Below are 18,987 nucleotides of genomic sequence, written 5' to 3'. Positions count from 1 at the left end.
TTTAGAAGCGGCCGCGAGAGGTGCTGCGGGCGTTCTGTGCGCCATTGACGCGGATTGTACGGATGCCTGCGAGATCGCCGTCGGTGACGAACTGCGCCGCCACAACTTCGCGGCTGGTTTCAGGACCGACAAGCCGTGTGGGTGTGCGCAGGGCTTTGAGCGTATAGCTGAGTGTGCCGTCCGCGGCGTCTTCATCCTTGACCAGTTGCACTTCATAGGGGCCCTGTTGCGCGGCCACACCCGTGACCCGGATGATGGCGCCACCGGCAGCGCGATCGACGGCCAGATCCTTGATCGTGGCGACAGGAATACCGGCATAGGGACCGGGGGCGCGACGCGCGAAAATGCCGCTGCGTTTCGGGATCAGTGCATTGGTCGTGCCTTGGGGTGCTGCCTCGGCGCGGGATCGGCCGAACCAGTTGAACGGATTAACGGCCGAATCGCGTATGCTGCCACAGGCCGAAAGCGTCATCGTTGCCACGAGAAGCGCCAGAAGTGATTTCCGCATGATATCTGCCCAAGTTTCTCTTTTCACTGGGTTAGCGCATATCAGGCGCGTTGAAAAGACACACTGGACCTTTGGTAGTGTGCTGCGTATCTCAAAGGGGCGCAAAAAGAGGGCCGGACATGGCGACACAAGCCTTTGAAGAGATTGTCGAAGATTTCGAGTTTCTGGAAGACTGGGAGGCGCGCTATGCTCATGTGATCGAATTGGGCAAGGCTATGGACCCGTTGGACGAGGCGTTGAAGGTGCCTGCGACCAAGGTGGATGGCTGTGCGAGCCAGGTGTGGCTGCATCCCAGAATCGAAGGCGGCGTGTTTTCTTTTACCGGTGACTCGGACGCGATGATTGTGCGCGGGCTGATTGCGGTGCTGCGCAAGCTGTTTGACGACTTGCCGGTGGGCGAGGTGAGCGCGGTGGATGCGCATGCCGAATTGGCACGGCTGGGGCTGGATGAGCATCTGTCGGCGCAGCGTTCCAACGGGGTGCGGGCGATGATCGAGCGGATCAGGGCAGTGGCGGCAGAGGCGGCGTGAATTGGCTAGGGATGAATTGGCAGGGGATGAATTGACCTGGCGCGCCGGGGCGCTGCCCCGGACCCCGGGATATTTTCGGCAAGATGAAGGGGCGGGTCAGCGTTCGGCCTGATCCTTGAGGACGACTGCGAGATCGCCGTAGCCGGTGACGCGGTGTTCGAATTCGAGCCCTAATCGGTCGGCGCGTTCGCGGGCAAGCTCAAGCAGTTTGGGATCGTCGGTCTGGGCCTGATAGACCAGTTTTCGGTAATTTCCGAAGATCATGTCACGCAGTTCGGGATGGCGGTCGAGGCCCATGGGTTTCCACACGAAGGCGTCGAACTGGCGCACCAGAAAATCGGTGAGATAGAACGAGCGCATGTCGTCGTCGCCGCGCGCGGCGAAGGCATCATTGCCCTCATAAAAGGAATAGCAATGCGGGCCGGCGACCATCTCGATGCCCAATTCGTCGCATTTCGCCTGAAGTTGCCCGCCGGTGCCGCAATCGGCGTAGACCACGAAGATACGGTCATAGGCGGCGCGGTTGCGCGCAACCGTCTCGGCCACGGCATCGACGATCTTGTCGGGATAGAGGTGCAGATTGGCGGGTAGGCATTGCAGGTCCATATGATCCCAGCCGTTTATCCGGGTCAGGGCGAGGATTTCGCGGGCCAGGGCACCGCAGGCGATCAGCAGAATCCGGGAATCGGCGCTTTTCAGAGCCAGCCCGGAGTCTGTGAGTGTCTGATCGTCTGGGATCATATGGGTAGGGTGCGCGATTGGCGCATCTCCTTTTATGTTTATGCGGTGGCGGTCTGGTTGTGTTTGCGCGCCACGAGGGTTTTCGCGGTTTCCACGGCGACGGCGGCATCGCGGCAATAGGCATCGGCGCCGATGGCCTTGCCGAATTCCTCGTTCAGCGGTGCGCCGCCCACGAGAATGATCAGGCTATCGCGCTTGCCCTGTTCGACCAGCGTGTCGATCACAACCTTCATGTAGGGCATCGTCGTGGTCAGCAGGGCGGACATGCCAAGAATGTCGGCCTCTTCGCTGGCGAGGGCTTCGAGATAGCCGTCGACCGCGTTGTTGATGCCGAGATCGACCACCTCGAAACCGGCGCCTTCCATCATCATGCCGACGAGGTTCTTGCCGATGTCGTGGATGTCGCCCTTGACCGTGCCGATCACCATCTTGCCCATGCGGGGCGCGCCGGTTTCGGCCAGAAGCGGCTTGAGGATGGCCATGCCGCCCTTCATCGCGTTGGCGGCCAGAAGGACTTCGGGCACGAAGAGGATACCGTCGCGGAAATCATCGCCGACGATTTTCATGCCACCGACAAGCGCCTTGGTCAGCACGTCATAGGGGGTCCATTTGCGGTCGAGCAGGATGGTCACGCCCTCTTCGATTTCCTCTTTGAGGCCATCATAAAGGTCGTCGAACATCTGCATGACCAGCTCTTCGTCATCGAGTTCGCTCAGGATGATTTCTTCGTCTTCGTCGGACATGGGCTTATCCTTGGTCTGGGCGGGGCGCAGGGCGCCGCGGCATGGCTGTTTGCTGACTCCACGAATGCCAGAATGTTGCTTTGCCGATTGGCTGGATTGCGACATTGGCGGCGCGTTTGCCGACCTATACGCGCAATTTCGCTTTCCTATGAGTGAAAACTTTTCATGGCGATCATGCGGATCATTGTGATTGGTCACGATAGATTCTGATTTTGCAGGTGCCCGGCAAGACCCAGTGCACATGGGCGCAGAGCGTTTGTTTCAAGGGTGTGCAGGGGGTGCGCGTTGGCGTGGGCGCTGCAACAGCGCCGGTTGTTACAGGGTTAAATAGATTTTCATGACAGGAAAGACGAGAATACAGTATCGCGCTGGTGGCGATTTCAGCTCGCGCTGTCTTTGAGCTGAATATCGATCCGGCAAATATGACTGTCGAGCCAATGATCGATCTTGTCGGTCAAATCCAGTGCGCGTTGGCGGTCAAAGCCATGGGCGGCGAAATCGGAAATTTCCTGTGTGATCAGGCGGGTAAATGAGAGATGTTCCGCGCGATTCCGATCGGCCACCGGGCAGGAACGCGCCAGCATGCATTTTTCTTCGAAACTGAAATGCGCCTCGGCATAGGATTTGAGAAACTCAAGGAACAGGTCGTAGGTTTTCTCGCCAAACCCGTTTTCGAGCACCTCGCGAAATTCTTCGGAGAAAGCGAAAAGAGAGCGGTGTTGCTCGTCTATTTCCGGCACGCCGGTGGCATACTCTTCTTTCCACTGCACGACGTCACCTCATTTTTTTGGTCGACATCCCGTTTACGGGGTTGGCGGCTCTCACAGCAATGGAAATCAATAGGTTAATCGGCAAAAATGGGGCGAGTGTCCGCGTGTCTTTATACCATAGGATGAAATCTGCGCGCAATGCAACACCGTGACGCGTTTACAAGGTGACAAAGTGTCCGGGGGAGGCGAAAGCGCGATTGGGTGGAGCAGGCGGTGGTGATTTGCCTGCTTTTCGATCTGCCCGGACGAGAGCGCGGCGTGCGCCAGAAGGCGGCGATCAGGTGTCGTTGTGTTGGCGGGTCGGGCGTGGCGGCGGGGTGCGCCCCATAAGCCAGGCAAGAGCGAGCAGAGGGATGATGATTGTCAGTGGCAGGCCGACGAGCAGATAGAGCTCGCCGTTTTTGACCGACCCGAGTGTGAATGCGTTGCAATCGGCACTTGCGGTGGGCGCAGCGCAGCGCAGGTTGTTGAAGTAGAGGGCAAATCCGACCGAAACTGCTGCAACGCCGGCGGCGGCGGTCAGAAAGGTAAAACGCATGTTTGCTGGGGTCATCCGGTTATCCTCTGCGACGGCGCGGGCGCCGTTTGGGGGCGTTTACGTCATCTCCGGTGCCATCGGCGGCCGAAGAGAAGGCGCCGAGCCGTTCGGTAATCAGATCAAGCGTGGGGCGCGGCCCTCGGGGAGTGTTTTCAAGGGATTCGCGCATTTTCCTAAGGTGTTCCGGCATGGTGCCACAACAGCCGCCGATGATCTTGGCACCGCAATCGCGGGCCAGCACGGCGTAATCGGCCATCAGGTCGGGCGTGCCGTCATAGTGGATGTGACCATCATGGTATTTCGGGATACCGGCATTGCCTTTGGCGATGATCGGACGTTCGTTGCCCTGGGCGACAAAGCCCAACACGGTGCGCAACAGATCGGAGGCGCCGGTGCCACAATTGGCGCCATAGGCCAGCGGCGGGTTGGACAGTTTTTCCACCATGTTGGCCATGTCGGCCGAGGTGACGCCCATCATGGTGCGCCCGGCGGTGTCAAAGCTCATCGTGCCGCACCACGGCATGCCGGCCAGCGCGAAGGCTTCTGCGGCGGCCTTGTATTCCTCAGGGGCCGAGATGGTCTCTAACCAGAGCACATCTGCGCCGCCTTCCTTGAGACCTTCGGCCTGTTCATGGAAGATTTCGACGGCAAGCTCGTGTGTCAGGCTGCCCATCGGGGCCATGATTTCGCCAGTGGGGCCGACGGACCCCGCGACGATCACGGTGCGCCCGGCGCTATCGGCCACGTCGCGACCGATTTCGGCAGAGATGCGCGAAAGCTCGCGGGCGCGGCTTTCGGCGCCATGCAGCTTGAGACGGGCCGAATTGCCGCCAAACGAGTTGGTCAGGAAGATGTCGGAACCGGCATCGACAGCGCCCTTGTAGAGCTTGGTGATCCGGTCGGGATGATCGACATTCCACATCTCGGGTGGCTCGCCAGCATCGAGGCCCATGTTGAACAGATTCGTTCCGGTGGCGCCATCGGCCATGAGCCAGTCACGCGAGGCGAGGAGGCGGGCGAACGTATCGGTCATAGCGGATCTCCGTGGCCGTGGAATTCGCGCCCGAGGTGTCATATTTGGGGCTCTGGCGCAATCTCTGAATTCCTCGGGAGGGTGGCGAAGGGGCGGGCGAAAAGAAAAACCGCGCCAGCCAGGTGGGGCGGCGCGGCGGCTTTGCATATCGCTCAGCTGCGGTCGGGCAAGGTGTCAGGCCGCACGACGCGCCAAAGGTCGATCAAACCTCATTCATGATCTGCTGTTTGGCGACCGGTGTCAGTTCGGCCAGTTTGGCGCGAATGGTATCTGCATCCGCGATATTGCCCAGATCACCCGCGACCTTGCGCACGACATCTTCGTGGCCGGCTTCTTCAAAATCGGATTTCACCACCTCGATGGCATAGGCGGTGGCATCTTCGCCGGTCTTGCCGAGAAGTTCGGCGGCCCAGAGGCCAAGAAGCTTGTTGGCGCGGTTGGTGGCGCGAAACTTCATTTCCTCATCATGGGCGTATTTGTTCTCGAATGCGCTTTCGCGCTCGTCAAATGCTGTCATGGGGCTCTCCGCAGGGTAAAAGCAGGTTCAAATTGTTCCCCTCTGATATGCCCATCCAGAGCCGTGCGTGCAAGACCCGTTCGCGCGCGATGTGGTGCCAACAGTGACGCAGGCCGGGTTGGGACCCGAGATTCTGCTCAAGACAGGGCGAGAGAGGCAAGCTGTGACAATGCACCCTTTGCAAAAAGCGGCCCATGCAATATGAGACGCGCCAAGGGTTGGGACTCATGGATGGTCAGGTGATTGTCCGGTGGACCCTGCCGACAAGCGAGGAGCCAACATGGCACGGCGCAAGAAGATATATGAAGGCAAGGCCAAAACCCTGTTCGAGGGGCCGGAACCCGGCACGATCGTGCAGTATTTCAAGGACGATGCCACCGCCTTCAACGCCGAGAAGCGCGATGTGATCGAAGGCAAGGGCGTGCTCAATAATATGTTGAGCGAGTTCTTCATGAACGGGCTGACCAATATTGGCGTGCCCAATCACTTCATTCGCCGCCTGAATATGCGCGAACAGCTGGTGCGCCAGTGCGAGATCATTCCGCTGGAAGTGATCGTGCGCAATTTCGCGGCCGGAAGTCTGAGCAAACGGTTGGGGATCGAGGAAGGCACGCCGCTGCCGCGTCCGATCATCGAGTATTCGTACAAGAATGACGGGTTGGGCGATCCGCTTGTTACCGAGGAATATATCGCCGCCTTTGGCTGGGCCAGTCAGCAGGACATGGACGATATCGTGAGCCTGGCGTTGCGGGTGAATGATTTCCTGAGCGGTGTGATGTTTGCCGTGGGAATCAAGCTGATCGACTTCAAAATCGAAGTGGGTCGGGTTTATGAGGGCGAGTTCCAGCGTCTGATCGTGGCGGATGAGATTTCGCCAGACAGTTGTCGGCTGTGGGATATCGAGACGGGACAGAAACTGGACAAGGATGTGTTTCGCCGCGATCTCGGCTCGCTAATGGATGCCTACTCAGAAGTGGCCAAGCGGCTGGGGGTGATGCCCAAGAGCGCGGTGCCGATCAAGCCGACGCTGATCAATTAGGGGCAGGGTGGGCGGTTTGTCTACCTGGGGCTCTTAAGGCAACGGCGTTTCTTGTGGCGCAGTTGGATTTGGATATTTAAGGCAAGATGAAGCGGGGGCGGCCCCGCGCGAAAACTTGGGGGACGGGCGATGAAAGCCAAGGTTTATGTGATGCTGAAGGATGGGGTTCTCGATCCGCAGGGCGCGGCCGTGAAACATGCGCTTGGCGCGCTTGGATTTGACGGTGTCGAAGGCGTGCGCCAGGGCAAGGTGATCGAGCTTGACCTAGCGGCGGGTACGGATGAGGCGACCGTGAAGGCGATGTGCGAGAAACTGCTCGCCAATACCGTGATCGAAAGCTACCGGATCGAAATCTGAATCAGCGGCGCGCATTGGCGCGCGCGTTGAAATAGGGAGGCAAGAGCCCCATGCATGCAGCTGTCATCGTTTTCCCCGGTTCGAACTGTGATCGGGATCTGGCGTTGGGATTTGAACGCGCCGGGGCCAAGGTTTCGATGGTTTGGCACAAGGATACGGCGCTACCCGAAGGGGTGGATGTTGTGGGAATCCCCGGCGGGTTTTCGTTTGGCGATTACCTGCGGTGCGGTGCGATTGCTGCGAATTCACCGATTTGCCGTTCGGTTGTCGCGCATGCCGAGAAGGGTGGCTATGTGCTTGGGATCTGCAACGGGTTTCAGGTGTTGACGGAAACCGGGCTGTTGCCCGGGGCGCTGAGGCGCAATGCCAATCTGAAATATATCTGCAAGCCCGTGGTGTTGCGGGTTGAGGATTGTGACACGGTTTACCTGAAAGGCTATGAGGCCGGACAGGAAATCACTGTGCCGATTGCACATCACGACGGCAATTATTTCGTCGATGATGCGAAGCTTGCGCAGTTGAGAGACGAGGGGCGCATCGCGTTTACCTATGTTGATAACCCCAACGGGTCGGTCGCCGATATCGCTGGGGTGGTGAGCCGCAATCGTCGCGTTATGGGGATGATGCCGCATCCCGAGCGGATGGCCGAGGCGGCGCATGGTGGCACCGATGGTGCAGCGATGTTTGAGGGTTTGATGCGGGAAATGGCGCTGGTCTGAGGCGGGGTTTGCAGGCGGCAGTTTTGGGAGGCTTGAGTGTCTGCTCACCGCCGCTTCCGGTCATTGAACACGACGATCAAGGAATTTATATTCGGGCTGCCACAGAAGGAGATCTATGTACAGAGGCTAAGGTTGAACCGCATATAGCGGCATCGCTTCGGCACATGGCTGCCGAACCTTTTTACATGATTTCAGTGGAGTTCTCATGGAGAGCAAAGACGTATTGATCCGGCCCTTTTTCGAGGAAACGGATTTGAAAAAACTATCCGATATCTGGTTTGAAGCCTCCTTGAAGGCGCATTCGTTCATTGGTGAGCCGAGGCTGATCGAACAACGCCAGATGATCGAAGAGGAATATCTGCCGAATGCAGAAACTTCGGTTGCCTGCCTCAACGAGGAAGTTGTCGGCTTCATCAGCCTCTTGGGCAGCTTCATCGGGGGGATATTCATCGCGCCGGACCGGCAGGGCTTCGGCGTTGGGCGCAAGCTAATCGCACATACGCTAGCCCGCAAGGGTGAGCTGTCCCTTGAGGTTTATACCGCGAATGAGCAGGCTGTCCGATTCTACAGGGCGCTTGGATTCAACGAGGTATCCCGGCGTGATGTTGACGACTTCGGCTTCCCCTTCCCGAACGCGACCCTGCGTCTTAGAGGGTAAGAATAGGCGGGGCAGGATCATCCTTGCCCTGCCAAATACGTGAGCGGCAGCAATATCCGCATGGCAGCCCTTTAACCATGCCGCTCAAACCGGGTGGCTCGGGCTGGGCGGCACGCGACCTCTGGCCAACGCAGAGGCGCCCTTTTGAGGCCGTCGCGGGTGCGATGGCACTGCATCTCTGGTAAGTCTCACGCAGATGCCGCATTGTGGTGCGTCTTGGCATCTCCATGGAAAGCGTGAAAATGACCAACCGCCTATCGCATCCCGCAACGCCGCTTACGGTGATTGGCTGGCATGAATGCATCAGCCTGCCGGAGCTGGGCCTAAAGGACTTTGCCGTGAAGGTGGATACCGGGGCGAAGACGACGGCGTTGCATGCCGATGATATTGAGACGTTCACCAAGCGGGGAAAGGAATGGGTGCGGTTTCGCTGTCCCGAAATCCCCGGAACGCCGCCGCGCATCTGTGAATTTCCGGTTTTTACCAAACGCGATATCACCAATACCAGCGGCACGCCGGAAACCCGTATCGTTATCCGCACGCCCATGATAATCTCGGGGCGAAAATGGAAGATCGACATCTCGTTGACCGACCGTGGCACCATGCGATTCCCACTCATTCTGGGGCGACGCGCCCTGAGAAACCGACAGATCGTCGTCCATCCGGGACGCTCTTATCTCGTCAGCAAGAAACCCCATTTCAAGGAGTAGGCCGTGAAGATTGCAATGCTTGCGCGAAACGCAGAACTTTACACCCACAAACGGCTGAAAGAAGCGGCAGAAGAGCGCGGGCATCGGCTTGATATCATCAACACCCTGCGGTGTTACATGAACATCGCCTCGCGTCGTCCCGAGGTCTATTACAATGGTGAAAAGCTGGAAGGGTATGATGCGGTGATCCCGCGTATAGGGGCGTCTGTCACCTTTTATGGCATGGCGGTATTGCGGCAATTCGAGATGCAGGGGGTCTATCCGCTGAATGAAAGCGTGGCGATTGGGCGTTCGCGCGACAAGCTGCGCTCAATGCAATTGCTGGCGCGCGATGGCATCGGCCTGCCGGTGACGACTTTTGCCCACGACCCTAAACAGACCGAAGAGGTTCTGGAGCTTGCGGGCGGCGCGCCGGTGGTGATCAAGCTGCTGGAAGGCACGCAAGGCATCGGTGTGGTTCTGGCGGACACCAAACGCTCGGCAAAATCCGTGGTTGAGGCGTTTCGCGGGGCGGGAATCAACATCCTGCTTCAGGAATTCATCAAGGAAGCCGGGGGCACAGATATTCGAGCCATCGTTGTTGGCAAGCGGGTTGTGGCGGCGATGAAACGGACCGGCGCGGCGGGGGATTTCCGTTCGAACCTGCATCGTGGCGGGTCAGCGGAACTGATCAAGCTGTCTCCGGAGGAACGTTCAACTGCTCTGAGGGCGGCAAAATCCATGGGTTTGAATGTGTGTGGTGTCGATATGCTGAGATCGAACCACGGGCCGGTGGTGATGGAGGTGAATTCTTCGCCGGGGCTGGAAGGGGTCGAAAAGGCAACCGGTCTGGATATCGCGGGCAAGATCATTGAGTATATCGAGAAGAACGCCAAGCCCAACGCAACCCGCACCAAAGGCCAGGGATGAGCAAACGCGCAAGTTTCGCGATTGGCGGGCATAGCATTGCGCCCGGCACCCGCAAGACGGTCAACCTTCCGGTCAGCACGTTGTCCGATCACACGCCCGTCACGCTGTCGGCGCATGTCATCCACGGGCGCGTTGACGGGCCGACCATTTTTGTCAGCTCAGGCGTGCATGGTGACGAGATCATCGGTGTTGAAATCGTGCGCCGTCTTCTCAGAACCAAGACCCTCAAATCGCTGCGCGGCACGTTGATCGCGGTGCCGATCGTGAACACTTTCGGGTTTCTCAACCATTCGCGCTATCTGCCCGACCGGCGCGATCTCAATCGCTGTTTTCCCGGCTCGCCCAATGGGTCGTTGGCGTCGCGGCTGGCGCATATCTTCATGACCGAGATCGTCGCGCCGTGTTCGCTTGGGATTGATCTGCATTCGGCGGCGATCCACCGGATAAATCTGCCGCAGGTCCGGGTTTCGGCGAACAATCGCGAGACGTTGAGGCTGGCGCAGGTGTTTGGCGCGCCGGTCATTCTGACGAGTGCGCTGCGTGATGGCAGCCTGCGTCAGGAGGCCAAGAAGATCGGAGTCGACGTGCTGCTCTATGAAGCCGGGGAGGGGATGCGGTTTGACGAGATGTCGGTCAGGGCCGGATTGGCCGGAATCAGGCGGGTATTGAAGGACGTCGGCATGTTGCCGACGGCGGGGATCGCCAAACCACGCGCCAGATCGCTGCTGTGTTCCGACAGTAAATGGCTGCGCGCGCCTGCGGGCGGGCTGTTGCGCATGTTCAAGGCCGAGGGAGACGTGGTCGAGGATGGCGAGGTGGTTGGGGCGATTTCCGATCCGTTTGGCGAGAGCGAAGTGGAAGTTGTCGCGCGCAACGGTGGAATTATCGTCGGGCGGGCCGTGATGCCGGTGGTTTATGAAGGCGATGCCTTGTTGCATATTGCGGCCGTGAAGTCATCGGATATGGCGGAAGCCGCTGTTGGGGATCTGGCCGCGCAACTGGAAGAGGCGCCACTGTTTGATGAGGATGAAATCATCTGAAGGGGTGTGCGTGTGATGCATGTGCCGGGTTTGATGCAGGGTATCGGCGGAAATCTGGGCGCGCGTGGGCTGGGCCCGCAGCATAGCTTGAGCGCGGGCGCGGTGCGGCGTAGATTGAAGCCATGAGCCGCAAGCCAACAACCCAGATCGTCAAGGCAACGCGCACCCGCACCACGGGTTGGCGCACGCGCGCCGCGTTGATCCTTTTGTTGATCATTGCTGTGGCCACGATCCTGACCACCAACCGATTGCTGACGGACCGCTTTACCGAAACCACGCGCAACCGGGCAGAGCTGCGTCTGGCGCTTTATTCCGGCAACCTGCTGAGCGAATTGAGGCGCAATTCCATCGTGCCGCAGCTTCTGGCGCGCGATCCGGCGTTGATCGGGGCCTTGGACTCGGCCGATTACAGCCGCTCGACCCAGCGGCTCTTGTCCTTTGTCGAAGAGATCGGGGCGGCCTCGTTGATGCTGCTTGACCGCGACGGGCGCACCGTGGCTGCGACCGACCGTGCGCGGCTGGGTGAGAACCATCGCCCGAAGGCTTACTTTCTTGATGCTCTGCGCTCGAATAACACCATCTTTACGGTCACCGAGCGCGAGGCGGGGGGGTATATCTTCAGCTATACGCGCAGGGTCGATTGGCAGGCCGAGACGCTGGGGGTGATCGTTGTCGAGGTGAACCTGCAAAAGTTCGAACGCGCCTGGGCGGGGATATCGGATGCGGTTCTGGTCTCGGACAGTACGGGCAATATCATTCTTGCGACTGAGCCGCGCTGGCGCGGGCTGACCGAGGCGGAGGCGTTGCAGCACGAGCCGGTGGAAAGCGCGATCGAGCGTGCCATTCGCACCACCGCAAACTGGAGCGTGCTGCCGGCCGATGCCTATGTGCAGGGTGAAGCCGTGATGCGGATGGAGGGGCGGGTGGCGTTTCGCGGCTGGAAGATCGCCAGCTTCACGCCCTATGCCGGGGTGCGTGAGAAGGTGAACGGGTTCCTGGCGCTGGAGATCATGGGATTCGCCATTCTGTTGGCGCTGGCGTTTTATTTCCTGAGCCGCAAGACGGCGTCGCGGATGGTTTTCTTTCAGCGGGAATCGGCAGAACTTCGCGCACTGAACGCACGCTTGCAGCGGGAAATTGCCGAGCGCAAAAAGATGCAGGATCAGCTTGTCGTGGCCGAACAGACGCTTGCGCAGGCCTCAAAGCTGGCGGCTTTGGGCGAGATGTCGGCGGCGGTCAGCCATGAGTTGAACCAGCCGCTGGCGGCGATGAAGACCTATCTTGCGGGGGCGCGTTTGCTGATGCGGCGCTCTCGCCCGGAAGAGGCGCTGTCGAGTTTCTCACGGATTGATGATCTGATCGAGCGGATGGGCGCGATTACCCGCCAGCTCAAGAGCTATGCGCGTAAAGGTGGCGAGACGCTTGCCCCTGTAAACGTGGGCGATGCGTTGATGTCTGCGGTTGTGATGATGGAGCCGCAGCTCAAGAGCCGCAAGGTCGAGATCACCCGCTCGATGCCCGATACGCCGGTAATGGTGATGGGGGATCGGCTGCGTATTGAGCAGGTGATGATCAATCTTTTGCGCAATGCGCTGGATGCGATTCAGGGGGTGCCGGATCCGCAGATTGATCTTCTGCTGGTGCAGGGGGAAACCGCGACGTTGAGCGTGCGCGACAATGGCTATGGCATCGAAGATCTCGATACGTTGTTCGAGCCGTTTTACACGACCAAGCAGCCGGGCGAGGGGGTCGGGCTGGGGCTTGCGATTTCTTCGGGGATCGTGAACGACCTTGGCGGAAGACTTACCGCGCGCAATGCTGCGGCGGGGGGGGCTGTTTTTGAAATGCAGCTCCCTATCTTGGAAGATAATGAAACGCAGGCGGCCGAGTAACGAGACGCCGCTAATGAGGAATGAGACGCGATGGCCAAGGCAATGAAAATCGCAATTGTCGACGACGAACAGGATATGCGCCGTTCAATCAGCCAGTGGTTGGCGCTTTCAGGTTATGACACCGAGACCTTCCCGAGTGCGGAGGATGCATTGAAGGCGTTGGGGCCGGAATATCCGGGGATCGTGATTTCCGACATCAAGATGCCGGGGATGGACGGGATGCAGTTTCTCAAGAAGCTGATGGGCTCTGACAGTGCGTTGCCGGTGATCATGATCACGGGGCATGGTGATGTGCCGATGGCGGTAGAGGCGATGCGCGTCGGCGCGTTCGATTTCCTTGAAAAGCCGTTCAACCCCGACCGGATGACCGAACTGGCCAAGAAGGCGACCAACATGCGCCGTCTGACGCTGGACAACCGCGCCTTGCGCCGCGAGTTGTCGGATGGCGGGCAGTTGATGAAGAAGCTGATCGGACAGAGCCCGGTGATGGCGCGGCTGAAGGAAGATATTCTCGATCTGGGGCAGGCGGATGGGCATGTTCTGATTGATGGAGAGACCGGCACCGGCAAGACGCTGGTGGCGCATGCGTTGCATGCGGTGGGGGCGCGTGCGGGCAAGAAATTCGTGCTGCTGAGCTGCTCTGCACTGGAAGAGGATGTGTTGACCAAGCGGCTTTTTGGCCCGATGCAACCGGAAGGCAGCCAGCTTCCGGCGGTGGAGGAGGCGCGCGGTGGCACGTTGGTGTTGGAAGATATCGAGACGTTGCCGGATGCCGTGCAGGCGCGGTTGCTGAGTTTCATCAACGAAGAAGGCAACCCGCCCGAGACGCGGATCATCGCGATTTCCAACCTTCAGGAGCAGGGCAAGACTTGTGAGGACGCGCTGCGTTCGGATCTGTTTTATCGCCTGGCGGCCTTGCGCATTACCGTGCCGCCGCTGCGGCAACGGGGCGAGGATATTCTGACGCTGTTCACGCGTCTGGCGGATCAATATGCCGATGAATACGGCTGTGAGGCGCCCAAAGTGAGCGCGCAGGAAGCCGCGCAATTGTTGCAGGCACCCTGGCCGGGCAATGTGCGTCAGTTGATCAATGTGGCCGAGCGTGCGGTGTTGCAATCGCGGCGCGGGTCCGGCTCGATCACATCGCTGTTGATGAATGACCACGAGGAAATGCAACCGGTGATGACGACCGAGGGCAAGCCGCTCAAGGAATATGTGGAAGCGTTCGAGCGGATGCTGATCGACAACACGATGCGCCGCCACAAAGGCAGCATTGCCAATGTCATGGATGAGTTATGCCTGCCGCGTCGAACACTGAACGAGAAGATGGCCAAGTATGGGCTTCAGCGCTCGGACTATCTTTGATCAGCAAGCCGCATTGGTTTGGTGTGGGGTGTTATTGAGCCCGGTTTGATGCGCGCCTCTCGCCTGAAACGCTGTGCGCATTGCCCGCAATGTCGCAATTTGGGCGCAGCAGTGATCGTGCCATCCGTCTTGTGGCACGCGGCAATCGGCCATTGGCACGAGAAACAAGGCGCGAAGCGTTAGCAGACCTGTGTTTCAACAAATGCGAAGGGCGGGAATGCCTGCTCTGCGGGCCTTGAACGAAGGCGAATGATACCGCTTCAGTAGGCCAACAAATGTTACGGGTTCATGAATTCACCATTGTAATCGGAACCCCATCCGACTTATGTAAGCAGAACGGTTGATGTGCCCTGAGGCACTGGCCGCATGAGTTTCGCTGTCATGGTATTGGGTTACGGAAAAACCGGCCCCTTTCCGGACAGACCGATTGGGCCCTGGCAACATGGCCATACGAATGCTCGCCACCCCGAAAGTAGGGGTGCTCCGAGCTTATGAACGGGCGCTGTCAGGATAAATCTGTAGTGCCGGAGAAGAAACGCGATGAAGCGCGCGACCATAACGAGGGCACGAGCGGGGGCACAAGATGCCTGGCCGTGCAGCGCGTCTTTGATTGCCCGAAATAGTCACCCTGAACTTACCGCAGCACCCCCCGGAAATCCGGGGCGCGCGGGGCGTTTGGCGTGCAAATGGAAAACATGGCCAAGAAAATGCTTATCGATGCCACCCACGCGGAAGAAACCCGCGTCGTGGTGGTGGACGGAAACAAGGTTGAGGAATTCGACTTTGAATCCGAAAACAAACGCCAGCTTGCTGGCAATATCTATCTGGCAAAAGTTACCCGCGTAGAGCCTTCGCTCCAGGCGGCTTTTGTGGATTACGGCGGAAACCGGCATGGTTTCCTCGCTTTTTCGGAAATTCACCCGGACTATTATCAGATCCCCATCGCTGACCGCGAGGCGTTGATGGAGGAAGAGCGTGCCTATGCGGAAGCGCAGCACGCCAGCGAGGATGATGACGAGAAGAAATCCGGCCGGTCACGCCGTCGTCGCAGCCGCTCCAAGGCGGCTGACGTTAAGACAGACGATGCCGTAGAGACCCGCGAGTTGAGCGGCAGCGAAATCGACGGAATGGAAACCATCGAGTTTGGCGACGACGAAGCCGACGCGCTCGAAGGGCATTCGCCGATGGATCTGGTGGCGGAAACGCCAGTGGAGGAGCCCGACACTTCGCACGCCGACACCGATGATGACGACGATCACGGGGATGACACCCCCGATGCGGCGTCAAAGGACGAAACCATCGAATCCGTTGCCGACGATGATGCGGTCGAAGACATCCGCCCGCCGCGCAAGCCGCGTCCGCGTCGTTATAAGATCCAGGAAGTCATCAAGGTGCGCCAGATCCTTCTGGTGCAGGTGGTCAAGGAAGAGCGCGGCAACAAGGGCGCGGCGCTGACCACATATTTGAGCCTGGCCGGGCGCTATTGCGTGTTGATGCCCAACACCGCGCGCGGCGGCGGCATTTCCCGCAAGATCACCAATGCGGTTGATCGCAAGAAGCTTAAAGAAATCGCCAACGATATTGACGTGCCCAAGGGTGCGGGTCTGATCGTGCGCACGGCAGGGGCCAAGCGCACCAAGACCGAGATCAAGCGCGATTATGAATACCTGCAACGGCTTTGGGAGCAGATCCGCGAGTTGACGCTGAAATCCATTGCGCCGGCGAAAATCTATGAAGAGGGCGATTTGATCAAACGCTCGATCCGCGATCTTTACAGCCGCGAGATTGACGAGGTTCTGGTTGAAGGCGAGCGTGGGTATCGCATCGCCAAGGACTTCATGAAGATGATCATGCCGAGCCACGCCAAGAACGTGAAGCTTTACCAGGAAACGATGCCGCTTTTTGCGCGTTTTCAGGTGGAGAGCTATCTGTCGAGCATGTTCAATCCGACGGTTCAGTTGAAATCCGGTGGCTATATCGTGATCGGCGTGACCGAAGCGCTTGTGGCGATCGACGTGAACTCGGGGCGGGCCACCAAGGAAGGCTCGATCGAGGATACGGCGACCAAGACCAACCTTGAGGCCGCCGAGGAAGTCGCGCGCCAATTGCGTCTGCGCGACCTTGCGGGCCTGATCGTGATCGATTTCATCGACATGGACGAGCGCAAGAACAACGCCGCCGTCGAGAAACGTATCAAGGACAAGCTCAAGACCGACCGCGCACGCATTCAGGTGGGCCGGATTTCGGGCTTTGGCCTGATGGAGATGAGCCGCCAGCGTTTGCGCCCCGGTATGATCGAAGCGACGACACAGCCGTGTCCATCGTGTCATGGTACCGGGCTGATCCGGTCGGACGACAACCTTGCGCTGTCGATTCTGCGTCAGATCGAAGAAGAAGGCACGCGGCGCCGGTCGCGCGAGGTTCTGGTGAAATGTCCGGTGGGCATCGCCAACTTCCTGATGAACCAGAAACGCGAGCATGTCGCACAGATCGAGGTGCGCTATGGCATTTCGGTGCGGATTGAGGGCGATCCGATGTTGATTTCGCCTGATTTCGCGCTTGAAAAGTTCAAGACCGCGACGCGGGCCGTGCCGGAAATGGTGGTGCCTGTCGTATCGGCGGAATCTTCGTTGATGGCCGAGATCGACAACGACTCTGATGACGCGAGCGATGACGATACCGATGATGATGTTGTCGAAGCGAATGGCAATGGAAACGGCAATGGCGACGGCGATGAGGATACCAAGCCGCGCAGCAAACGCCGTCGTCGGCGTCGCAGGAAAAAGCCCTCGCACAACAATGATGGTGATGAGGGACAGGACAACGGGGCTGATGCGAGCGAGTCTGGTAAGGCTGACTCTGGTGATGATGCGCCTGCCCATGCCGAACCGGTTGCCGCGCAAGCGACTGCATCTGAGGTGACGGTGCAAGCGGGTGCGGATGAACAGCAAGCCGAGAAAGAAAAGCCCAAGCCGCGCAGCAGATCGCGCCGCAAGAAAACCGATGACGCCGACGCGGCGGGTGAGGTGACGGCGAAGGCCGAGGCCGCGCCAGATGCCGGAGCGGATGCGACAGCGGAAGGTAAGCCCAAGCCGCGCAGTCGCGTGCGTAGCCGTAAGGCGGTGGAGGAACCTGAGGCGGAAGTCGCTTCGGCGGATGCCGAGGTAGCGGGCGAAAAACCGGCACCGAAGAAGCGTGCCAGCCGCGCCAAGCCCAAGAAGGACGCGGAAGCAGTGGCAGAAGCCGGATCGGCGGATGACGCCAAGGCCGCGGAGGAAAAGCCCAAGACACGCAGCCGAACGTCGCGTGCCAAGACAAATGGGACAGAACCAGCTGAGGCCAAGCCCAAGGCAGCACCAAAGGCCGCCAAGCCCGAGGTCGAAGCCGAGGTGACGCCTGACGCCCAGAGCGAAGCGCCGCCCAAAGCATCGGCCGAAGTGGTGGCCGAAGTAGCACCGGAACCGGAGGCTCCTGTGGCTGCGCCAGTAGAGGCAGCTGTGGAAGCGCCGAAGAAGAAGACGAAGCGCATGGGGTGGTGGTCGCTCGGCAAGGGCTGAGACCACTGATTGCGATTTATCGAAGATCTGGAAAACGCCGCGGGACCCCTCGCGGCTTTTTCGCATGAGAGGCGTGAACTTGATGGCTGTCGTCAGGCGGGTGAAGAGCGCGCGTGTTTGGGGAGACTTGCGGGTATTATGCTTTGGGGAAAGTGGAGAGGGCCAATGCGCGCCCAATACTAGGGGCCGCTGATATCATGGTCATCGCCCGGATCGACTGCAGAAGGCGCTACCCCTTGCGGATCAGATAGAGCGTGGCGTCGTCCTGCTCTTGCGTGGATAGCAACTCGTGTCCCTGTTCGGCGCAGAAGTGCGGCATGTCGATCACCGCCGCCGGATCATCGGCCAATACCTGCAATTGCGCCCCGCTTGCCAGCCCCATCAGCCGCTTGCGCGCCTTGAGCACGGGCAGAGGGCAGAGCAGCCCACGGGCATCGAGGAAGGCGGGATTATCGTCCATGGCGATGCAGATAAGCCGTTTGTGGCGCGATTTGAAGCAGTTTTCAGGCAACCTCAAAGGGTGCGATGCTTTGTCCACGGTTTTGTGACCTCGCAGCGCGTGACCTTGGTCTCTGAATACCCTAAAGCTGCTGGCATGTTTGGAATCGAGATCATCGACGCCGCCCTGTTGCCGGCCATGCTTGTTGCCCTTACCGCTGGGGTTTTGTCGTTTCTTTCGCCTTGCGTGCTGCCGATCGTGCCGCCCTATCTGGCGTATATGTCAGGCGTGTCGGTGAGCGATTTGAACGAGGGGCGTAACCGGGCCATCCTGCCTGCGCTGTTCTTCGTGCTTGGCCTTAGCACAGTGTTTTTGCTGTTGGGCTTTGCCGCGTCCGTCGTGGGCACGATGTTCTTGCAGTATCAGGATTGGTTCAACACCATTGCAGGCGTGCTGGTGATGATCTTTGGCGCGCATTTCATCGGGATTTACCGGATTGGATTTCTTGACCGGGATACGCGGATGGATGCCGGGGATCAGGGCGGCAGCGCGCTTGGGGCTTATATTCTTGGGTTGGCTTTTGCCTTTGGCTGGACGCCCTGCATTGGGCCACAGCTGGGTGCGATCCTGTCGCTTGCGGCCAGTGAGGCGTCAATCAGCCGGGGCACAGCCTTGTTGGCGGTCTATGCGGCGGGGCTTGGCATTCCGTTCCTGCTGGTGGCGGCGTTCCTGCCGCGTCTTACCGGGCTGATGGGCTGGATGAAGCGGCATATGGAACAGATTGAACGGGTGATGGGCTTGCTGTTGTGGACCATCGGCTTGTTGATGCTGACGGGCGGTTTTTCGACCTTCTCCTATTGGCTGCTTGAGCAGTTCCCGGCGCTGGCGACGTTGGGGTAGGGGGCGTTTCCGGTCTGTGAGG

General features: G+C 59.3%; 20 protein-coding genes. 12 read left to right on the top strand and 8 right to left on the bottom strand.

Annotated features, from left to right (window positions below):
* Position 1 precedes the first annotated feature (1 nt).
* Positions 2–508 carry a hypothetical protein gene (locus LZG00_10195; GenBank protein MCF3594372.1) on the bottom strand — a complete coding sequence of 169 codons (507 nt, stop codon included), beginning with the start codon at positions 506–508 and terminating at the stop codon, positions 2–4.
* 119 nt (positions 509–627) lie between these two features.
* On the opposite strand from LZG00_10195, the gene LZG00_10190 reads away from it, so the two are divergent.
* A complete protein-coding gene (locus LZG00_10190; protein MCF3594371.1) occupies positions 628–1,038 on the top strand; it encodes a SufE family protein in 411 nt (136 codons plus the stop codon).
* Between the two features lie 96 nt (positions 1,039–1,134).
* Here the strand turns inward: LZG00_10190 and LZG00_10185 are convergent, their stop codons facing one another.
* The 6 genes from LZG00_10185 to LZG00_10160 form a co-directional block, all read right to left on the bottom strand.
* Positions 1,135–1,779, bottom strand: coding sequence for a DUF1638 domain-containing protein (locus LZG00_10185; protein ID MCF3594370.1), 645 nt, complete (start codon positions 1,777–1,779; stop codon positions 1,135–1,137).
* 38 nt (positions 1,780–1,817) lie between these two features.
* Complete coding sequence (locus LZG00_10180; GenBank protein MCF3594369.1) at positions 1,818–2,522, bottom strand: B12-binding domain-containing protein; 705 nt, start codon at positions 2,520–2,522, stop codon at positions 1,818–1,820.
* 380 nt (positions 2,523–2,902) lie between these two features.
* Entirely contained in the window at positions 2,903–3,292 is a 390-nt protein-coding gene (locus tag LZG00_10175) for a hemerythrin domain-containing protein (GenBank protein MCF3594368.1), read from the bottom strand.
* A gap of 277 nt (positions 3,293–3,569) precedes the next feature.
* Positions 3,570–3,845, bottom strand: coding sequence for a hypothetical protein (locus LZG00_10170; GenBank protein ID MCF3594367.1), 276 nt, complete (start codon positions 3,843–3,845; stop codon positions 3,570–3,572).
* Positions 3,846–3,849: 4 nt separating this feature from the next.
* Positions 3,850–4,863: a betaine--homocysteine S-methyltransferase gene (gene bmt, locus LZG00_10165; protein ID MCF3594366.1), complete on the bottom strand. Its 1,014-nt coding sequence runs from the start codon at positions 4,861–4,863 to the stop codon at positions 3,850–3,852.
* Between the two features lie 202 nt (positions 4,864–5,065).
* Positions 5,066–5,380, bottom strand: coding sequence for a DUF1476 domain-containing protein (locus tag LZG00_10160; protein MCF3594365.1), 315 nt, complete (start codon positions 5,378–5,380; stop codon positions 5,066–5,068).
* A gap of 280 nt (positions 5,381–5,660) precedes the next feature.
* On the opposite strand from LZG00_10160, the gene LZG00_10155 reads away from it, so the two are divergent.
* From LZG00_10155 to LZG00_10110, 10 genes are all read left to right on the top strand, one after another.
* Positions 5,661–6,419 (top strand): phosphoribosylaminoimidazolesuccinocarboxamide synthase, encoded by a 759-nt coding sequence (locus LZG00_10155; GenBank protein MCF3594364.1) that lies wholly within the window; start codon positions 5,661–5,663, stop codon positions 6,417–6,419.
* Between the two features lie 129 nt (positions 6,420–6,548).
* A complete protein-coding gene (gene purS / locus LZG00_10150) occupies positions 6,549–6,776 on the top strand; it encodes a phosphoribosylformylglycinamidine synthase subunit PurS (GenBank protein MCF3594363.1) in 228 nt (75 codons plus the stop codon).
* A gap of 50 nt (positions 6,777–6,826) precedes the next feature.
* On the top strand, positions 6,827–7,495 hold the full coding sequence (gene purQ / locus LZG00_10145; protein MCF3594362.1) for a phosphoribosylformylglycinamidine synthase subunit PurQ: 669 nt from the start codon (positions 6,827–6,829) through the stop codon (positions 7,493–7,495).
* Positions 7,496–7,700: 205 nt separating this feature from the next.
* Positions 7,701–8,153 (top strand): GNAT family N-acetyltransferase, encoded by a 453-nt coding sequence (locus tag LZG00_10140; GenBank protein MCF3594361.1) that lies wholly within the window; start codon positions 7,701–7,703, stop codon positions 8,151–8,153.
* Between the two features lie 242 nt (positions 8,154–8,395).
* A complete protein-coding gene (locus LZG00_10135; protein ID MCF3594360.1) occupies positions 8,396–8,863 on the top strand; it encodes a RimK/LysX family protein in 468 nt (155 codons plus the stop codon).
* Positions 8,864–8,866: 3 nt separating this feature from the next.
* Complete coding sequence (gene rimK, locus LZG00_10130) at positions 8,867–9,772, top strand: 30S ribosomal protein S6--L-glutamate ligase (protein ID MCF3594359.1); 906 nt, start codon at positions 8,867–8,869, stop codon at positions 9,770–9,772.
* On the top strand, positions 9,769–10,812 hold the full coding sequence (locus LZG00_10125) for a succinylglutamate desuccinylase/aspartoacylase family protein (protein ID MCF3594358.1): 1,044 nt from the start codon (positions 9,769–9,771) through the stop codon (positions 10,810–10,812). Before rimK ends, LZG00_10125 begins: the two co-directional genes overlap by 4 nt.
* 122 nt (positions 10,813–10,934) lie before the next feature.
* The gene (locus tag LZG00_10120) at positions 10,935–12,704 is read left to right on the top strand and encodes an ATP-binding protein (protein MCF3594357.1); all 1,770 of its coding nucleotides are present in this window, start codon (positions 10,935–10,937) and stop codon (positions 12,702–12,704) included.
* Positions 12,705–12,734: 30 nt separating this feature from the next.
* Positions 12,735–14,069, top strand: a complete 1,335-nt coding sequence (locus tag LZG00_10115; GenBank protein ID MCF3594356.1) for a sigma-54 dependent transcriptional regulator — start codon at positions 12,735–12,737, stop codon at positions 14,067–14,069.
* Between the two features lie 695 nt (positions 14,070–14,764).
* Positions 14,765–17,626, top strand: coding sequence for an Rne/Rng family ribonuclease (locus tag LZG00_10110; GenBank protein MCF3594355.1), 2,862 nt, complete (start codon positions 14,765–14,767; stop codon positions 17,624–17,626).
* A gap of 229 nt (positions 17,627–17,855) precedes the next feature.
* Here the strand turns inward: LZG00_10110 and LZG00_10105 are convergent, their stop codons facing one another.
* Entirely contained in the window at positions 17,856–18,086 is a 231-nt protein-coding gene (locus tag LZG00_10105; GenBank protein ID MCF3594354.1) for a sulfurtransferase TusA family protein, read from the bottom strand.
* Between the two features lie 135 nt (positions 18,087–18,221).
* Between LZG00_10105 and LZG00_10100 the strand changes: the two genes are divergently transcribed.
* Positions 18,222–18,965 carry a cytochrome c biogenesis protein CcdA gene (locus LZG00_10100; GenBank protein MCF3594353.1) on the top strand — a complete coding sequence of 248 codons (744 nt, stop codon included), beginning with the start codon at positions 18,222–18,224 and terminating at the stop codon, positions 18,963–18,965.
* Positions 18,966–18,987: the final 22 nt, after the last annotated feature.

This window comes from Rhodobacteraceae bacterium LMO-JJ12, from assembly GCA_021555075.1.
Classification (GTDB): Bacteria; Pseudomonadota; Alphaproteobacteria; order Rhodobacterales; family Rhodobacteraceae; genus JAKGBX01.
This window is presented reverse-complemented; position numbering and strand designations above follow the sequence as displayed.